Here is a 17,049-nt window from a genome sequence, read left to right as displayed (position 1 = left end):
GTAAGAAGATATACGGGAGGCGTAAGGAGACGGTAGAGCGCAGCTTTGCGGATGCGAAGGAGCTTCACGGTCACCGCTATGCCCGGATGCGTGGAATAGGTAAAGTATTTGAGCAGTGCCTTCTTTCAGCGGCAGTGCAGAATATGAAGAAGATAGCCCTTGTGCTGTCATATTTGTTTATATATTTCAGAGAGATGCTTGAAATACCCGTGATAAATGATGAAAATCAGCTTTCGGATGCGATATAAACCGGAAAAAGAAATAACAAGATACAAAAACAAAAAACGCCGCACTTCTCACGAAATACGGCGTTTGTCATCAGTCTGAGGCACGCGTTAGCGTGCCTTTCTTATTTGTTCAGAACCTTTTGCAGGCTTCCTTTTATATGCTTTAAAACTTCCATCCGCGCGCCCTTTTTGTCGTTTGCCGGAATTATCTTCCATGGCGAATATTTTGTACTGGTTTTAAAGAACATCTCGTTGTATGCGTCTTTGTATTCAGCGTTCTTTTCTCTGTTCCGCCAGTCCTCATCGGTTATCTTGTGTTGTTTCCATGGGATCTCCTGCCGCTCTTTGAAACGTTCAAGCTGTTCGTCGTCCGTTATGTGAAGGAAGAACTTCACCAGATGTACGCCGCGATCGCTCAGGTGCTTTTCAAAGCTGTTTATCTCAGAATACCCGCGGAACCAGTCGGCGGGAGGAGTAATATTTTCAAGCCTTTCCACCAGAACTCTGCCGTACCACGACCTGTCGAAAATGGCGATGTGACCTGCACGGGGTACCTGACGCCAGAAGCGCCAGAGGTAATGGCGTGAAAGTTCTTCCGACGTCGGTGCTGCGATGGAAGTTACCTTTGAAAGACGCATATCGAATGCTCTTAAAAGCCTGCGGATGCAGCCGCCTTTGCCTGCTGCGTCCCAGCCTTCAAAGACTATCATGGTACTGATGCATTTCTGATATGCCTCCCATGCCAGCGGCTTTATTTCGTCGATAAGTTCGTCCAGTTCTTTCCGGTAAGTTTTCTGATCCGTCTCTTTGTGCTGTTTCAGACTGCCGAGAACGTCAGGGAAACTCAGACCGGACAGATTTTCAGTTCTGCTTTTCGGCATATTTCCTTTCAGGGCTCGGTTCATATTGTCCAGTATCACCCGCAGGAAATGTATCTCTCTCGTGCGCCTGTCCGTACAGTCTATGACCTCCCATGGGGCAAATTCATTGTGGGTTGCTTTATACGCGGCTTCCGCACATTCGGTTATCTTTTCGTATTTGCTGAAATACCACAGGGCGCGCTTGGTTATTTCTTCGGACTGCTTCCCTTTTTTGATCAGTTTGTCATGGCGTTTCTTTTGCTCTTTTTTGGTTATATGAGCCCATATCTTGACAATTACCGTGCCGTCCTGTGCAAGCATCTTTTCAACATCCGCCGCCTCTTCAAGACCTCTTGCGAAAGCTTCCGGATCGTCGTTTGATTCCAGTGCGCGGCGTATTGTTCTGTCGTACCATCCGTTGAAAAAAATTCCCAGTTTTCCGCCTGGGGGCATAGCGTTCCAGTAGCGGAAGTAATAGGGGCGTTCCCTCTCTTCGTCCGTTTCCTGCCAGAAGGTTGAGGTTTCGATAAGTCTTGTGTCCATTATGTCTGCCATAAAGTTTACAAGCTCGCCTTTGCCTGCACCGTCCAGCCCCGTAAGGATGACTATCATCGGTCTTTTGTATTTTTTGAATTCGTACTGTGCGTCGATAAGCTGTGTGCGGAGTTTGTTCAGTTCCTGAGTGTATTGGTCTTTTGAGAGGATTTCGGATTCTTTGAAACTTTCGAGCATAAATGCCCTCCATAAGCTCTGTGTGTATGTTTTATAAATATACACCCGTAATGGAAAAATTACGCGTCCTATGTTGGGGGGCTACCGAAAATGGTGTGTCAGGACATCGCAACCTCTTCGGAAGGTAGCATGATAATGAACCTTGCCCCGGTAAGAGTGTTTTCTGCGATGATGCGTCCGCCCATATGTTCTTCTATGATGGACCTGCATATGTACAGCCCGAGTCCTGTTCCTTTTTCGCCCTTAGTGCTTTGATACATTTCAAAAAGTTTGTTCGGCAGCAGGTCTTCGGGGATTCCGCCCGCGTTGTCCTCTATCACGATTCTGTTCATCAGATCATCCTGCTCGTAATATACATCAATGCGTTTATTTTCCGTTTCGCTGTTTATTAGGGCTTCTTTAGCGTTGTTCATTATGTTCAGGCAGACCTGTTTGAATTCGTTTCTTATTCCGAAGACATCAAAGTGTCTGTGATCGTGGAACACCACTTCTATATTGTTTTTTGTAAACTGTCTGTCCAGCAGATTATATATTTCCGTCATGGTTTCGCAGGCTTTGAACAGTTCTTTGGTTTTTCCCTGTTTGAAGAAGCCTATGAAATCGTTCACCGTCTGGGACATGAAGTTGACGTTGCTCATTATTATTGAAGTGTTTTTCATCAGTGTTTCTGTGCATAGCTGATCGTCTTCCACATCTGCTTCGATAAGCTGTGTCAGAATAGCTATGGAGTTAAGCGGCTGTTTCCACTGGTGTGCTATGGCGCCGATCATTGCTCCCATTTCAGCCATTTTTGACTGCTGGTAGAGGATTTCAAGGGTTCTCTGCTTATCTTCCTGCGCCTTGAGTTCTTCCGTAATGTCTCTGGAGATCACAAGAATGGACTTAACGTTTCCGTCATCTCCGAAAAGGGGGATCTTGTCGGTAATGACTGTAATTGTTCCTGATTCAAAAGGATAGGTTTGAACTATCTTCAGTACGGGTTTCTTTGTTTCCATGACTTTTTTGTCGTCGGCATAGAATCTTGCGTGGTCGTGGCGGAAGATATCGCTGACAGGTTTTTTGTCTATTCTGCCGATGGAAACAAAGTTTGAAGCGGTCTTATTGGCGAATGTTATGTAATTTCTGGTATCTTTCAGGAAAATAATGATAGGCAGTGAATCGAGGATTATTTCCAGTTCGTTCTTCTGTATGTTGAGTTCTTTGAAATATTTTGTAAGCTCTTGCTCCATCTGACGGAAATTTGTTGAGAGTTCTGTTATCTCGCTGAATACGGAGTTCGGCCAGCCGTCTGACGATTCGGATTGCAGGTTTTCGTGTATGTGGGCAGTTCTTGAGGACAGCCTGCTCAGGTGGAATGCGGTTCTGCGGCTTACAAACCAGGCAAGCACCACAGACAGCACTATGGTTATATATGTTACTGTAAGGGCATTCAGACCCATGTTAATGATATCTGCTACATAAGAGGTTAGAGGCATTTCCGCAGTGAGTGTCAGCTTGGGGTCGGAATTGATTGGTACGGATTTAATGTAATAAGACTTCTGCCATCGTGTCATGACGGATTTATTGGTTTTGGGCAGCACGGTCCATTGCATTATGCCGTTGCCGAAATCCTCAATTATGCCGTCGGTGCTTTTGGCAGGGATGATGCTTTGCCCCTGATATTGCGGGTTTGTAGTCACAAGGGGTCTGTTCTGCCTGTCTGCAAGGGTGAAGAAGATTCCTGAATCCTTTGATACTGTGTTCAGAAGGTTATAGACAGACTGGAACTGTATGCCGCCCTGAACATATCCCAATACTTTTCCATCGGCATTTTTTACGGCTTTAACCAATATCAGTATGGAGTTATTCAGGTTAAGCAGGTTGCTTTTGCGTGCTTCCGAAATGATGATATCTTTGCTTTTGTCGGCAAGAGCATAATAATTCCGGTCGCTGTAGTCTTTGCCGTAATACCTTTTCAGTTCACCGTCGCTGTAGGTGTATATAGGCGCGGATGTTTTGTCTGTTTTGATGAAGCCCAGCCCAAGGAAAGCTTCCGATGAGCGCAGAACGGTTATTATCCTTTCTTCGCCCAGAGAATTTACGCCGGACTCGTTTAAACATTCCTGAATATTATCCGCAAGGGTGTTCAGACTTGTCATGCTGGAGCGCAGAACGTTGTCGGTGGAGAGCGATGCTGCGTTTGTCATGGAGTTCAGTTCAAGCTGCATATCGTTTGACATTGATTGCGAGTGGTGCCGCACGTTTGAAACGATATAAAACAGCGCCGGAACAGCAGTCAGAAACAGGATCGTGCTGAAAATTATGGATCTCAGGGATACTTTTGCATATTTAATCCCTATCTCTTTTGAAATGAGATTCCATAAGTTTCCGGCGGTAACTGCGAAAAGTGTATTGAATATGCCGTTGATGCTCTGTTTCAGATATACGATGGCGGAATTTTTTATTCCGAGACCCATCACGCCCGAATAGAAAAAGAACACAAACAGCAGACCCAGTGTCAGCCAGTATAATATGTCGATTATTACGAGGTCATCGCTTTTATTGCTGAAATATGCAAGAACTGAAGCCTCTGCGGTAAAGATTATAATTGCGTAAGGGTGATTCCACAGGAAATATGTGCTGAACGAAGCAATAGCTGCGGCAAAGATCCCGTATACCCCGTATCTTTTTACGGCTATTACGGCGAAAAAACCGCCGAACAGAAAATCCACATTGAAAAAGAGTTCAAGTTTATTCTGGTTAAAGACATATCCAAGCGTTCCGAGCATGGCTATGACTAAAACCGCATAAAAATTAATGCGGACAGTATTCAACAAGTTGCGCTCCCAATAAAAAAAGCAAATAAGTCTTACTGCGTAAGATATAACATCTATAACAGATAGTATTCAATTTATCAAATGATAAAATATCAATTCTCCTTCGTAATTGTCTGATCTATTGGAAGAAATATGGTGAATTTTGCTCCATGATCCGAATTCTCAGCTGTTATTTTTCCGCCCATATGTTCCTCAATTATAGACTTACTTATATAAAGTCCTAACCCGGTTCCTTTTTCACCTTTTGTGCTTTGGAATATCTCAAATACCTTATCAGGCAATAATTTCGGGTCTATACCTCCGGCGTTGTCCTGTACTATGATTTTTCTGAAATTGTCATCATTTTCATAATAAACGTCTATCCTTTTGTTTTCGACATTCCGTTCGACAAGAGCGTCTTTTGCGTTGTTCAGAATATTCAGACAAACCTGTTTAAATTCGTTGCGAAGTCCGTATATGAGGAAATGCTCGTGTTCGTGGACATCAACGGTGACGCTGTGTTTCCTGAATTGAGGCTCAACAAGGGTATAAACTTCCGATATCGTCTCACAGGCGCGAAACATTTGTTTCTCTTTTGTGATTTTGAAATATTCGGTGAAATCCTTAGCTGTATGCACCATAAATTCCACGTTTTTCATTATCATATCTGTGGATGACAGAATTGATTCTTTTGTGGCGCTTTCGTCCTTTGCATCGGAAATCAGTATCTGCGTCAACAGAGCTATAGTATTAAGCGGCTGTTTCCACTGATGGGCGATAGCGGCTGTCATGGCGCCCATCTCCGCCATTTTTGCCTGCTGATAAAGGGTTTCAAGCATACGCTGCTTCTCTGCCTGCGCCTTATGTTCATCCGTGATGTCCGTTGATATTACCAGTATATACGCCACATCCCCGTTTTCGTCGAGTATAGGTATTTTGTCAGTTTTGACAACGAGGGTTCTGTCTTTTAGTTTGTAGTTCTGTATAACACCCAGCAAAGGTTTTTTAGTGGTAATAACCTTTGTGTCGTTTTCATATACGTCATCTGCCATTTCCGGAAAAAGTTCGCTCACTTTTTTGCCTGCCAGAGCTTCTTCTTTAACGTTCATTTTTTTAGCCGCCTCACTGTTTCCGCTCAGAAATCTGTTGTTGATATCCTTCATAAAGATTATCATGGGTATTGAATTAAGTATCAGAGCCAGTTCAGCTTTTTGTTTTGAAAGCTCTGAAAACTTTGCGGAGAGCATAGCGGATATGTTAACAAAGTTATCCGAAAGCTCGGACACTTCCGAGAAGACCGAGTTGATTCTTGAAAACTTACTGCCCGAATGGACTATTTCAGGCAATTCGCTGGAGCATCTGCGCAGAGTTTCAAGATGAAACGATACCTGTCTGCTTATGAACAGTGCGGCAAGAATACAGAGTATCATCATGATATATATTATTTTTAGCGCACTGAATCCGATATCGTTCACCCGCTGTACATGGGCGGAAAGTGGAACCATTGCCGTCAGGGTCAGCCCCGAATCTCCCAGAGTACCTTTCTTTATATAGAAGGCGTTTTTCCATTTCGTCATGACAGAGATGTTGTCTGCCGGGCAGGGCGTGAGAAGAAAAATGCCTCTTTTGTCATAATCCTCCGCAAATGAACCCGACGGAAAGGTGAGTTTTTGTCCGGGTGATTTTTGCGGATCGGTGCTGATTATGATTTTCCCGCGGCTGTCTGAGAGTGTCAGCAGAACCCTTGAATCCTGTGAAACAGAACGCAGAAGATTTTCCACTGTTTTGAAATCTATACTGCCCTGAACATAACCCGACAGCTTGTTCTTGTCGTCAAACAAAGCTTTCACAGCAAGAACAGTATTCTGCTGAGGATATTGAAGACTGTTCGGCAGGAGATTTGAAAAGATAACGTTACCGGAGCGTGCTGCCTGCCTGTAAATCGCATTTTTATTCAAATCGACGTTTCTGTGTTCAGAAAGTTTGTCGTATGTCTTGCTGTAGATCACTCTCGGTTTTATATCAGGTGAAACATACCCTATGCCCGTGAAGGTGTCAGACGACATCAGAATGCTTTTCATATTATCTTCAATGCGCGGCTGTTCGTGCTCTTTTTCAATTGAGGCGATTATTCTTATTTTTTTGTTAACATCTTTTGTGAGCGATCCGAATGATATGGATGCTGTATTATATATGGTGTTGAGGTTGTCCTTAAGCCCTTCCGTAAGAGCGACCGTCTGCATTTTGACTCCGATGATAACGTAAAGAAGCGCAGGTATGGCGGCGATGAGCATGATTATTTTGAAAAATGTCTGGCGGAAGGATATCCGTCTGAAATTATAACCGGATACTTTACGAAAATAGTTAAGTCCGTGGTAAATGAGCGAACCGCACAGCGCGTTTGTTATCCCGTTTATGCTCTGTTTAAGGATAACTATCTGGGATGATTCGGTCGGAAGCCCCATGACGTAATGATAGAAAAAGAACACCATGCCGGCTCCGAAAGTCAGCCAGTATATGAGATCAAGGATAATTATATCCTCTTCACGTCTGCGCGTAAAAGCAACAAATGCCGCCTCTGCCGTGAAGATTATTATTGCATACGGGTGGTTCCAGAGGGTATAGGTGTAAAGCGACGCTATGATGGCAGGGATTATGCCCAGCTTGCCGTAGCGCTTGATGGCGTACATTACCGCTATACTGCCGAAAAGGAAATCGACGTTAAAGAATATCTCGAATTTAAAAATGTTTCCGAGGTATCCGGCGGCAGACAGAAAAATTATCATTGCTGCATCGTAATATTTCTGTTTCTTCGATGCGGCAGAAGCGAGAGGCTGCATAGTAGGTGCCCCCAATCAGTGTGAATCAGTTAAATTGACTCAATATTATGTATATATGATACAATAATAAGACGCGTGTTGTTAGTATTTCAATACATAGTTTTTAAAAACATTTGAGTATCAAGTATTTACTAATGGTGGATTTTTTTAACAAAAGGTAGGAAAAATGACAGGTTCATATATTGCGATTATAGCTTTTTTTCTGTTTACCATCTTTGCCTCATCCCGCCTTGGACTGAATATGAACAGATCCATAAGCTTTGCGGCGGTTCGTTCCGTTGTGCAGATGTTTATCATGGGGCTTGTTCTGGAATATATCTTCCGTCTGGAAAACGTATGGCATGTGACATATTTCGCCGCTTTCATGTCTTTTTTTGCCGCATATACCGCAAAGGGCAGGTCGCGTACCGAGGGCGGACATATCGTGCGCGGTTTCCTATCAATTTATCTTCCTTCAATGCTGGGGCTTCTGCCTGTGATACTGAGCGGGGCGGTGCCTGTGCAGATGAATGCCGTCCTTCCCGTTGCAGGCATGGTGGTCGGCAACTGCATGAACGCGCACAGCATCAGCGTGGACAGATTGCGCGCTGAGTGCAAGGCAAATATCCCGACAATTCAGGGGATGCTGGCTCTGGGACTTAATATGGACGTCGCTGCAAAAGACTCTGTGGTGGCGGCTGTGCGGGCAGGAGTAACTCCGGTTCTGAACAATATTGCATCACTGGGCGTGGTGCTTCTCCCCGGTCTTGCTGCCGGACTTTTAATGGCTGGCGTATCCCCTATGAAAGCTATTGTATATCAGCTCGTGGTAATGTATATGATCTTTGCGGTCAACATACTGACCTCATATCTCGCCTGCCGGATGTTCAGAAACGACATGGTGATGGCGGCAGCAACCGGAGATCATGAATGACGCTTTTATATGCACTCGACCTTCTTGGAACCTTCGCATTCGCTGTGAGCGGTGCGCTTGCGGGAGTACGAAAAAACCTCGATCTTTACGGTGTAAGCTTCCTTGCCGTTGTTACGGCTGTGGGCGGCGGAACCATTCGCGACACGATGCTGGGGCGTGTGCCTCCGTTCCTTTTCAACGATATGAACTATCTTTTTCTGTCCATTGCCGGTGCGCTTGTGGTGTTTCTTTTCCACAGCCACGTCAAACGGACATATAACCTGCTTGTATGGATGGATGCGCTGGGTCTCGGCGTGTTCAATGTAATAGGTATAAACATAGCTCTCCACGCGGGAGTTGGGTATCTGGGAAGTATGATATTCGGAGTGATGACCGGAACGCTGGGCGGGATGATACGGGACGTGCTTATAAACGCTACTCCGTTCGTTCTCACCCGTGAGGTATATGCCTCGGCATGTATAGTCGGCGGCGCGCTTTATTGTGTTCTGCACCATGTGGGTGTTGCTCCCGCCATGAATGCCACCGTAAGCGCACTTCTTGTGTTCGGTATAAGAATGATAACGCTCCGGTTCGGATATCACCTGCCCAGAGCGTCAAAATAGCTATCTGTTATCAACAACCCTGATGGCTTTTCCTGCGGAGCGCTCCAGAGTACCCGGTTTAAGATACTGCACGTCCACGCGGAATCCGAGGAAGTCATAAAGCTTCGTATCAAGTCTGTCTTTTGCGTCGTCGGTTATCGTATTGGTTTCAACGGCTAGGGTGACATCCCCTTTGCCCTTCTTTTTATCAAGTATTATCCGGTATTCCTCACCGATTTCGGTGAATTCCATCAGTATGGATTCTATCTGTGCCGGATAGAAGTTTACACCTTTCACCTTGAGCATGTCGTCCGTTCTGCCTTTCAGTCTGGCTATCTTCATCGTATGCAGACCGCATTTACAGGGTTCGCGGCTTATTACTTTTGTGATGTCTCTCGTGCGGTAGCGTATGAGCGGAAGACCTTCACGCGTGAGCGTTGTCACCACCATTTCGCCTTCAACACCGTCGGGCAGGGGTTCGCCAGTTTCCGGATCGACTATCTCGACAATATAATGGTCGTCCCAGACGTGTATCCCGCTGTGGTCTTTGCAGTCTATTCCAAGTCCCACGCCGCCGGTTTCTGTCATGCCGATGATGTCGAACGTCTCTATGCCCATCTCTTTTTCGATACGCCTGCGTATGCCTTCCGTCCATGTTTCAGCACCGAATATGCCCACGCGGAGTTTCGTCTCTTTAAAGTTAAAGCCTTCCTGTTTCGCAACTTCAATAAGCCTCAGAGGATAGGAAGCGATTGCGCAGAGGCAGGTAGTCTCAAGGTCTTTTATGAACTGGAGCTGGAGCAGTGAGCGTCCGGCACCCATTGGTATTATGAAGCTTTTCAGCCTTTCCGCGCCGTAGTGGAAGCCGAAACCGCCGTTGAAAAGCCCGAACGAAGGGGTTATCTGGACTGTGTCCTCACAGGTTACGCCTGCTGTGGTGTAGCAGCGCGCCATTATCTCGCCCCATTGGTTAACGTCCCCTTCGGTCATGGGGTTTATAATAGGTTTGCCTGTGGTACCGCTTGACATATGCATCCGCATACAGTTTTTTGTGTCTGCACACGCATACGCAAAGGGGTATCCCTGACGAAGTATATCTTTCGTGATGAAGGGCATTTTTGTGAGGTCTTCATATGAAGTGATTCTGTCCGTTTCGTATCTTTGGAAATAGAAGGGGTTCGCCTTTTTTATATGATGCAGTGTGGTACCAAGCTTTAAAAGCTGTATGTCAGTGAGTTTGTGCATATCTGACTCCGTATTCTATGGCGCGGATGCTTATTTTTGGGGCTGTTTCCAGTATTTCCAACGCTTTTTCGGTGTCAATACCGTCAAAACAGCCGAGCAAGATGCCAAGAAGCACCTGACCGCCGTATATCCTGCCGCCGAATTCTTTTTCCGCCATGTCGGAAGCCGGCAGGGAGATTATTTTAACTCCGCTTATGTCAAAGGGTTCATCCGTGTCTACGATGATTACCCCGTCTTTTTTTATATAGTTGAGATTTCTGAGCGCCTCGTCTTTTGTTAGGCTGATAATGAAATCTGCAGAACCTTCCGCAACTGCGGCGCTGAGACATTCGCCTATTTTTATGTATGTTGCGACTGAACCTCCGCGCATAGCCATGCCGTGTGTTTCCGCAGAAACGGCAGGTATTCCCATGTTAGCTGCCAGAGTTCCTATCATGGCATTAAGAGTTATGACACCCTGTCCGCCTTTTCCGCAAATTACGCCCTGAATCATTTCTTCACCCCGATAGCTTTCTGCGGGCATACCTGAATACAGACCATACAGCCCACGCATGCAGTTTCGTCAATCTTTGCCATGCGTTTCGCTTTGTCTCTGTATATCGCCGGACACTCGAACTTTTCATAGCATATGGTGCAGTCGGTGCATGCATCTGTTATTTCAGCAATTTTTTTATTTTTATAGCGGGTTTTGGTGACACATTCTTTAGTGAAGATCACCACTGCGGGGGAATTATCCGTATGCGCGTATGCAAGCGCCTGTTTGAGTGCTTCAACGCCTTTTTTCAGATTATAGGGATCAACTTTCGCTATGTGCCTGACGCCTGCACCCTGACACGCCTGCTCAATAGTAAGCTTGCCTGTTTTGTGGGGTACAGGCTGAAAGCCTGTCATGGCTGTGGTTTCGTTGTCAAGTATCGCCACGACTATAGGAGCGCTGTTGACCACGGCGTTTGTAAGTCCCGCGACACCTGTGTGGAAGAATGTTGAATCGCCTATGGTGCATATGACGGGTCTGTCCGGGTTGGAGCGTTTCATTGCTTCCGCAAAAGTTACGGATGCGCCCATACAGATGCATGTGTCAACTGCGTCAAGGTTTACGCCGAGAGTGTAACAGCCTATATCTCCGGGGAAGATACCGCTGGGAGCGGCAAGCTTCATGGCATAGAAAGCGGGTCTGTGTCCGCATCCCGCGCAGAGGCGAGGTTTGAGCTGGACAGGTGTCTCGGAAGTGGTTATTTCGGCTTTATCGGTTTTGCGTGTCATCCCCGCCGTTTTGAAAAGTATATCGGCGATGATGTCCACTGTAAGTTCCCCTTCGGATGGTACAAGTCCCGTTAACCTGCCCACGGTCTTTATTGTAAAGTTATGTTCGATAACAGGGAAGGTTTCTTCAAGTACGACGATGCGGTCGTATACCATCTCCGCCTCTATGACAAACTGTTTGTCCAGAGGGAAGGGCATATCAACCTTTATCATGTCGAAGGGAAGGTTCATTTCATTTATGACGTCTTTTGCCATGGCGTATGCGTAGCCTGAGGCAACAACAGCCATGTCGTATCTTTTTTCCGGTATTTTAGGAGCCATCTCTGCGGCGAGCAGGTCAAGGTTCTTGTTAAGCTTTTCATGGAGGATGCGGCGGAATTTCGGTGTTGCCGCCCAGCGCGGAGTATTTTTACTGAACTGTCCATGAATCGGTTCCTTGGAAACGTCGCCAGCCTCAAAATTCTGGCGGGAATGGCAGACGCGCATAACGGGTCTGACCATCACGGGAAGGCGGTATTTTTCGGATATCTGATATCCAAGCATTGTCAGACGGTAAGCATCCTGCGGGTTGCACGGGTCGAGAACGGGCATTTTTGCGCTTACGGCATACATGCGGCTGTCCTGCTCCGTCTGGCTGCTGTAAGGTCCCGGATCGTCCGCGGACACAAGCACCATCGCACCGTCAACACCTGTGTATGCCACGCTGAAAAGCGGATCGGCGGCGACGTTGAGTCCCACCATTTTCATACAGCAGAGTGTGGAGGAACCTGATATCGCTTCGCCTGCGGCAAGCTCAAGGGCTATCTTTTCATTCAGCGACCATTGGGCATAGCGCTCCGGTGCGAATTTTGAAAAAGCTAAAAGTATCTCGCTTGAAGGGGTTCCGGGATATGCGTATGCGCTTTTAACTCCCGAATCAACAGCGGCAAGAGCAATCAGTTCGTTGCCGAGAAAAAAACCGTTTACCATCTGAATCACCGTAAAATTAATGACAGAATGAGATAGTACACTAATGAAATAAGAATTTAAAGAAAAAAGCTGATTTTCTCCCTCCTTTAGCAAAGGAGTGGCGGGGTGGATTTGTTCTTAAAAAGCCGGAAAGAAAATCCCCCTAAATCCCCCTTTTTCAAAGTGGGACTTAAAACAAGGGAGGCGATTGCCTCCCTTGTTGAGTTTTACATATCTTCAAGAACAAACTGACCGTTCTTAACTCTGACCATCACCAGAGAGGACATATCCAGTCCGCAGTGGTCTGTTTTTGTTATGTTATAAACGCCTGTTGCTCCGGCGAAATTCTTTGTTGTTTCCAGCGCCTGAACGATGCTTATCTTTTCGTTTTTGGCGCGTTTCATAGCGTTCAGCATCAGGTTTATACCGTCGTATGCGTAAATTGCGTGTACGGAGGTTTCATTTATCAGTTTGCCGTAGCGTTTGTTGAAAAGGTCTATTGCCTTTTTCTGGGGATCGTTCGCAGGAAGCTGTTTTGCGACGACGATCTTAAGTGCGGGCATGATTGAACCTTCCGCAGACGCACCTGCAAGTTTTGTGTATGCGAAGTCCGCTATGCCGTGTGACTGGATCAGCGGGATGTCATTATCCAGTGCGCGCAGGCTCTTCGCGGCTACTGCACCCGCTTTGCCCACTGTCCACACCACAATCGCCTGAGGTTTTGTGTCCAGTATCTTTTTCATCTGTGTTGTCATGTCGGTGTCTGTCATGTTGAACTTTTCAACGCCTGTGATTGTGAAACCGGCGGCGTATTTGTTTATCTGGTCAAGTCCGTCCTGACCGAAACCGGTTGCATCCACAACAACGCCTATCTTTGTCCAGCCTTTCTTTTTCAGATAGCCGAAGGTTTTTTCAACAGCAGTGGATGTTTTCTGCGGTGATTTGAACATGTACTGACGTACCGGCTCAACAGGAGGAGTTCCGCCGACGAATCCCATTGTGGGTGTCTGGGCTTCCATGATGGTGCCGATAACTGACATCGCCTCGCCTGTGGACGTGGGACCCACGATAACGTCAACCTTGTCTTTGTTTATTAATTTTTTTGCGAACATCATCGTTTTGTCGGGCATCCCCTGTGTGTCATATGAGACAAGGGTGATCTTTTCGCCCATGAAGTTTGCTTTGTTCGCGTCGGCGATAACACCTTCAAGTATCTCCTGCGAGGGTTTGCCGATGTTAGATATGGGACCTGTAAGAGCCAGCAGCGCACCTATCTTCACCTCTGCATATGCAGATATGCTGAGAAGAAGCACAGATGTAGTTATGAGAACTTTCTTCATATTTTCCTCCAAAAAATAAAGGCCGCAGTGTATTCTGCAGCCTTTATAATATGAAAATCACATTTCTTCGAGAACAAACTTGCCGTCTTTCACCTTGACAATGACCATTGAAGAGAGGTCAAGACCGCAGTGGTCAGATTTGCTCATGTTGTAAACGCCTGTTACACCGACAAAGTTGGTTATCTTTTCCATCGCCTGCTGGAGAGGTATTTTTTCTGCTTTAGCTTTTTTCAGGGCGGCAAGGACAATGTTTATACCGTCGTATGCATAGCTTGCGTGTACGGACGTTTCATCTATGAGTTTGCCGTATTTTTTAACGAAAAGGTCGATAGCTTTTTTCTGCGGGTCGCTTGCGGGTATGCTTGATGCCACTGTCAGTTTGACCGAGGGCATGATGGTGTTTTCTGCGGCAGCACCTGCCAGTTTAAGGTATGAGTTGTCCGCGATCCCGTGTGACTGAACCATAAGAATGTTTGGGTCGAGTGCGCGGAGACTTTTTGCAGCTATTGCGCCCGCTCTGCCCACTGTCCAGATGACAACCGCCTGCGGTTTTGCAGAGAGCAGTTTTGACATCTGTGTTGTCACGTCGTTATCGGTTGCGTTGAACTTCTCAATGCCTGTGATAGTAAAACCTTTGGAATATTTATTAATCTGGTCGAGACCGTCCTGACCGAAACCCGTTGCGTCAGCTGCGACTGCAATTTTTGTTATTCCTTTTTTCTTCAGATAGTTGAAAGCTTTTTCGATTGCTGTTGTGGTTGTCTGGGGGGATTTGAAAATATAGGGGCGGACAGGCATTACAACTGATGTTCCTCCGGCGAATGCCATCATCGGCGTTTTGGAGGACATCGCTTCGCCTAAGACAGAGAGCGCCTCGCCCGTTCCGTTGGGACCCACGATAACGTTAACCCTGTCCTTTGCGATGAGCTTTTTCGCATATGTCTGCGCTCTGTCCGGAAGCGACTGAGTATCATAGGACACTACAGTTATCTTTTCGCCCAGCATGTTCGTTTTGTTTGCCTCGGCGATGACACCGTCGATGATCTCCTGACCGGGTTTTCCAAGGTTTGAAATAGGACCTGAGAGCGCCAGAAGAGCACCGATCTTTATCTCGGCGTAGGCGCATACCGAGACAAGAAGCATAAGAATCGTAATTACCGTTTTTTTCATCGTTTACCTCCGATTATATATTTACACTGTGATACCAAGCCAAAAAAAAGGGCTGTGAGTTCGTTCTCACAGCCCCTTGCAAGCTTATCGTGCAGAACTCCACGGTCTACTCAGAGGCTGAGCACCAAAAGAAACCAAAAAAGAAAAAAGAGGTTTCTGTGAAAGTTCTGTTCATTTTCATGAATAGATTATTTCGTAAATTAATTTTAGTGTCAATATAAATAATGTTTTGCGAACTAACTTTTGTTTGTTTAAGTTTGGAAATAGTTGGAATGTCAGGAAAATTTAATTTTAAAAAATCATATAAAATTTAAAATCAATGTTGGAAGTGTATAAAGAGCTGATAATTAGTATTATTTAATTGATGCCTTAAATTGTTTTATCTGTGTTAATACTGCTATTAACATGTATTTTGGAAGATTGTTACCGTTATAGGTTCAGATCGGTGTAATAACTGGTAAACATTAAGGCTTACTGCCAGCATGAAAAATAAGTCAGCTTATTTATTCTAGTTTTTCTGACAGTGTAAATAGTAATCTGTTATAAACAGTAAAACAGGTCAATAATAGCTGTAAATATAGCATTTATGATAAAGTATGTATGCTGTATTCGGTCTTAATATTAATATAAAAGAAACAAAGTTTTGTATTTTTTTAATAATAGCTGCTTTCCTGCTGCAATCTGTCAAAAATGATATGCATCTATACTTAAAACGTGTCATGCTGCTTCTGTCAGCGGCATGATTAACCATTGGTGTTTACAGATTCATTATAAGCGTAAAATAAGTAAAATAGGGGTTATATGTCATAGTTTTTGTCAGCGGTAAGCAAAAATTTTTCATCGGACATAAAAAAATTAAAATAGAACATAATGTAATTTTAATGGGACATTTCCGGTGCATAAAAAGATGAATGTATGCTGAACAATATATTTAAAGCCCTATATAAGAAAGATAGAGCGTATGTTATAAATATATAACTATGTTTTTAAATAATATAGCATTAATTAACCTTGTTCACTCGGAATAAATAGTTATTGCATTGTCATAAAACCGTTTGTATATAGAAATCAGCAAAGGTTGATAAACTGAGAAATAAGCAAGTTTATTGATGATTGGTCATTATAACTTTGGAGGTAGAATATGAGCAACAAAGTTGAAGCTGTGAATACTGACACGGCTCTCGGACAGATTGCGGAGACAGTTATCGCAGATTCCACCGCAAATCCTGCTCCTCTGGGACTTATGGGTTTTGGTCTGACAACCATTCTTCTTAACCTGCACAACATCGGTCTTTTTGCGCTGGACAGCGGAATCCTTGCAATGGGTATCTTCTACGGCGGTCTCGGACAGATAATCGTCGGCATGATGGAATGGAAAAAGAAAAATACATTCGGCACAGTAGCCTTTACATCATATGGACTTTTCTGGCTTACTCTCGTTGGTATAATTGTCCTTCCCAAGATGGGATTTGAGAAACCCGACACAGTAGCAATGTCTGCTTATCTGTTTCTGTGGGGCTTCTTCTCTCTCATTCTTTTCATAGGTACTTTCAAGCTGAACAAAGCTCTTCAGGTTGTTTTCTTCCTGCTTGTGATACTGTTCATGCTTCTTGCCATAGGCGATATGTTTGAAAGCGCATCCATCAAAAAATTCGCCGGATTTGAAGGAGTTCTCTGCGGTCTTTCTGCAATGTATGCAGGCGCGGCTCAGGTTCTCAACGAAGTTTACAAAAAAACAGTTCTGCCCATCGGGTAAGAATTTTGCAAAGGTGTTAAAGCAAAGCGGTAATGGCGGTCCTCATCGACCGCCGTTTTCGTTTATTGCGCGGAGCAGGCGGATGGATATTTCAAGTTTTGAAACTGGCGATATAGAGTTTGCGGGCTGGAAGGTTCGCATAACAGGCGGCAAAGGCAGCGTTAAAGATGTCGAAGGCGCTGTTGTTGCCGAATTCACCGTTGACAGCATGGAGCAGATAACACTTAACAGCGGCGACGGGAAATTCGCCGATCTCGCCCTCATCGCCCTGCGCAGCTATGTCCGTTACGGACTCTCCTGCCAGTCTTAATCTTTTACACTTTTCTGACATTAATACACGCCCCTGTTCTTGTATAACGGTGTCCCCTCTGGTATCCTT

General features: G+C 45.2%; 13 protein-coding genes. 5 read left to right on the top strand and 8 right to left on the bottom strand.

The genetic code is table 11. The features are described 5' to 3' along the window. A partial coding sequence (locus LRY47_RS01745; protein ID WP_295221923.1) for a transposase occupies nucleotides 1–248 on the top strand: 248 nt, incomplete at its 5' end. Between the two features lie 101 nt (nucleotides 249–349). On the opposite strand, the gene pap is transcribed toward LRY47_RS01745, so the two are convergent. The 3 genes from pap to LRY47_RS01730 all read right to left on the bottom strand — a co-directional run bounded on the left by pap (nucleotide 350) and on the right by LRY47_RS01730 (nucleotide 7,454). Further along, the gene (gene pap / locus LRY47_RS01740; RefSeq protein WP_295221921.1) at nucleotides 350–1,819 is read right to left on the bottom strand and encodes a polyphosphate:AMP phosphotransferase; all 1,470 of its coding nucleotides are present in this window, start codon (nucleotides 1,817–1,819) and stop codon (nucleotides 350–352) included. A 98-nt stretch (nucleotides 1,820–1,917) separates the two neighbouring features. Next, nucleotides 1,918–4,635: an ATP-binding protein gene (locus tag LRY47_RS01735; RefSeq protein ID WP_295221920.1), complete on the bottom strand. Its 2,718-nt coding sequence runs from the start codon at nucleotides 4,633–4,635 to the stop codon at nucleotides 1,918–1,920. Between the two features lie 92 nt (nucleotides 4,636–4,727). Continuing rightward, nucleotides 4,728–7,454, bottom strand: a complete 2,727-nt coding sequence (locus LRY47_RS01730; RefSeq protein ID WP_295221918.1) for an ATP-binding protein — start codon at nucleotides 7,452–7,454, stop codon at nucleotides 4,728–4,730. A gap of 166 nt (nucleotides 7,455–7,620) precedes the next feature. Between LRY47_RS01730 and LRY47_RS01725 the strand changes: the two genes are divergently transcribed. Then, nucleotides 7,621–8,367 carry an ABC transporter permease gene (locus LRY47_RS01725; RefSeq protein ID WP_295221916.1) on the top strand — a complete coding sequence of 249 codons (747 nt, stop codon included), beginning with the start codon at nucleotides 7,621–7,623 and terminating at the stop codon, nucleotides 8,365–8,367. Beyond that, the gene (locus LRY47_RS01720; RefSeq protein ID WP_295221914.1) at nucleotides 8,364–8,969 is read left to right on the top strand and encodes a trimeric intracellular cation channel family protein; all 606 of its coding nucleotides are present in this window, start codon (nucleotides 8,364–8,366) and stop codon (nucleotides 8,967–8,969) included. Before LRY47_RS01725 ends, LRY47_RS01720 begins: the two co-directional genes overlap by 4 nt. On the opposite strand, the gene LRY47_RS01715 is transcribed toward LRY47_RS01720, so the two are convergent. From LRY47_RS01715 to LRY47_RS01695, 5 genes are all read right to left on the bottom strand, one after another. Continuing rightward, nucleotides 8,970–10,193 (bottom strand): phenylacetate--CoA ligase, encoded by a 1,224-nt coding sequence (locus LRY47_RS01715; RefSeq protein WP_295221912.1) that lies wholly within the window; start codon nucleotides 10,191–10,193, stop codon nucleotides 8,970–8,972. After that, nucleotides 10,177–10,686 carry a 2-oxoacid:acceptor oxidoreductase family protein gene (locus LRY47_RS01710; RefSeq protein ID WP_295221909.1) on the bottom strand — a complete coding sequence of 170 codons (510 nt, stop codon included), beginning with the start codon at nucleotides 10,684–10,686 and terminating at the stop codon, nucleotides 10,177–10,179. Before LRY47_RS01710 ends, LRY47_RS01715 begins: the two co-directional genes overlap by 17 nt. Next, nucleotides 10,683–12,425: a thiamine pyrophosphate-dependent enzyme gene (locus tag LRY47_RS01705; RefSeq protein ID WP_295221906.1), complete on the bottom strand. Its 1,743-nt coding sequence runs from the start codon at nucleotides 12,423–12,425 to the stop codon at nucleotides 10,683–10,685. The genes LRY47_RS01710 and LRY47_RS01705 overlap by 4 nt, the downstream gene beginning before the upstream one ends. 206 nt (nucleotides 12,426–12,631) lie before the next feature. After that, a complete protein-coding gene (locus LRY47_RS01700) occupies nucleotides 12,632–13,744 on the bottom strand; it encodes an ABC transporter substrate-binding protein (protein WP_295221903.1) in 1,113 nt (370 codons plus the stop codon). 57 nt (nucleotides 13,745–13,801) lie between these two features. Beyond that, nucleotides 13,802–14,914, bottom strand: a complete 1,113-nt coding sequence (locus LRY47_RS01695) for an ABC transporter substrate-binding protein (RefSeq protein WP_295221902.1) — start codon at nucleotides 14,912–14,914, stop codon at nucleotides 13,802–13,804. Nucleotides 14,915–16,055: 1,141 nt separating this feature from the next. Here LRY47_RS01695 and LRY47_RS01690 point away from each other — a divergent pair. Beyond that, nucleotides 16,056–16,670, top strand: coding sequence for an acetate uptake transporter (locus tag LRY47_RS01690; RefSeq protein WP_295221901.1), 615 nt, complete (start codon nucleotides 16,056–16,058; stop codon nucleotides 16,668–16,670). An 82-nt stretch (nucleotides 16,671–16,752) separates the two neighbouring features. Then, nucleotides 16,753–16,980: a hypothetical protein gene (locus LRY47_RS01685; protein ID WP_295221899.1), complete on the top strand. Its 228-nt coding sequence runs from the start codon at nucleotides 16,753–16,755 to the stop codon at nucleotides 16,978–16,980. The last annotated feature ends 69 nt before the right edge of the window (nucleotides 16,981–17,049 follow it).

Origin of the sequence: Seleniivibrio sp., assembly GCF_021209385.1 — a bacterium.
Taxonomy (GTDB): domain Bacteria; phylum Chrysiogenota; class Deferribacteres; order Deferribacterales; family Geovibrionaceae; genus Seleniivibrio.
The sequence above is the reverse complement of the archived record's forward strand: the minus strand, read 5'-3'. Positions and strand labels throughout refer to the sequence as shown.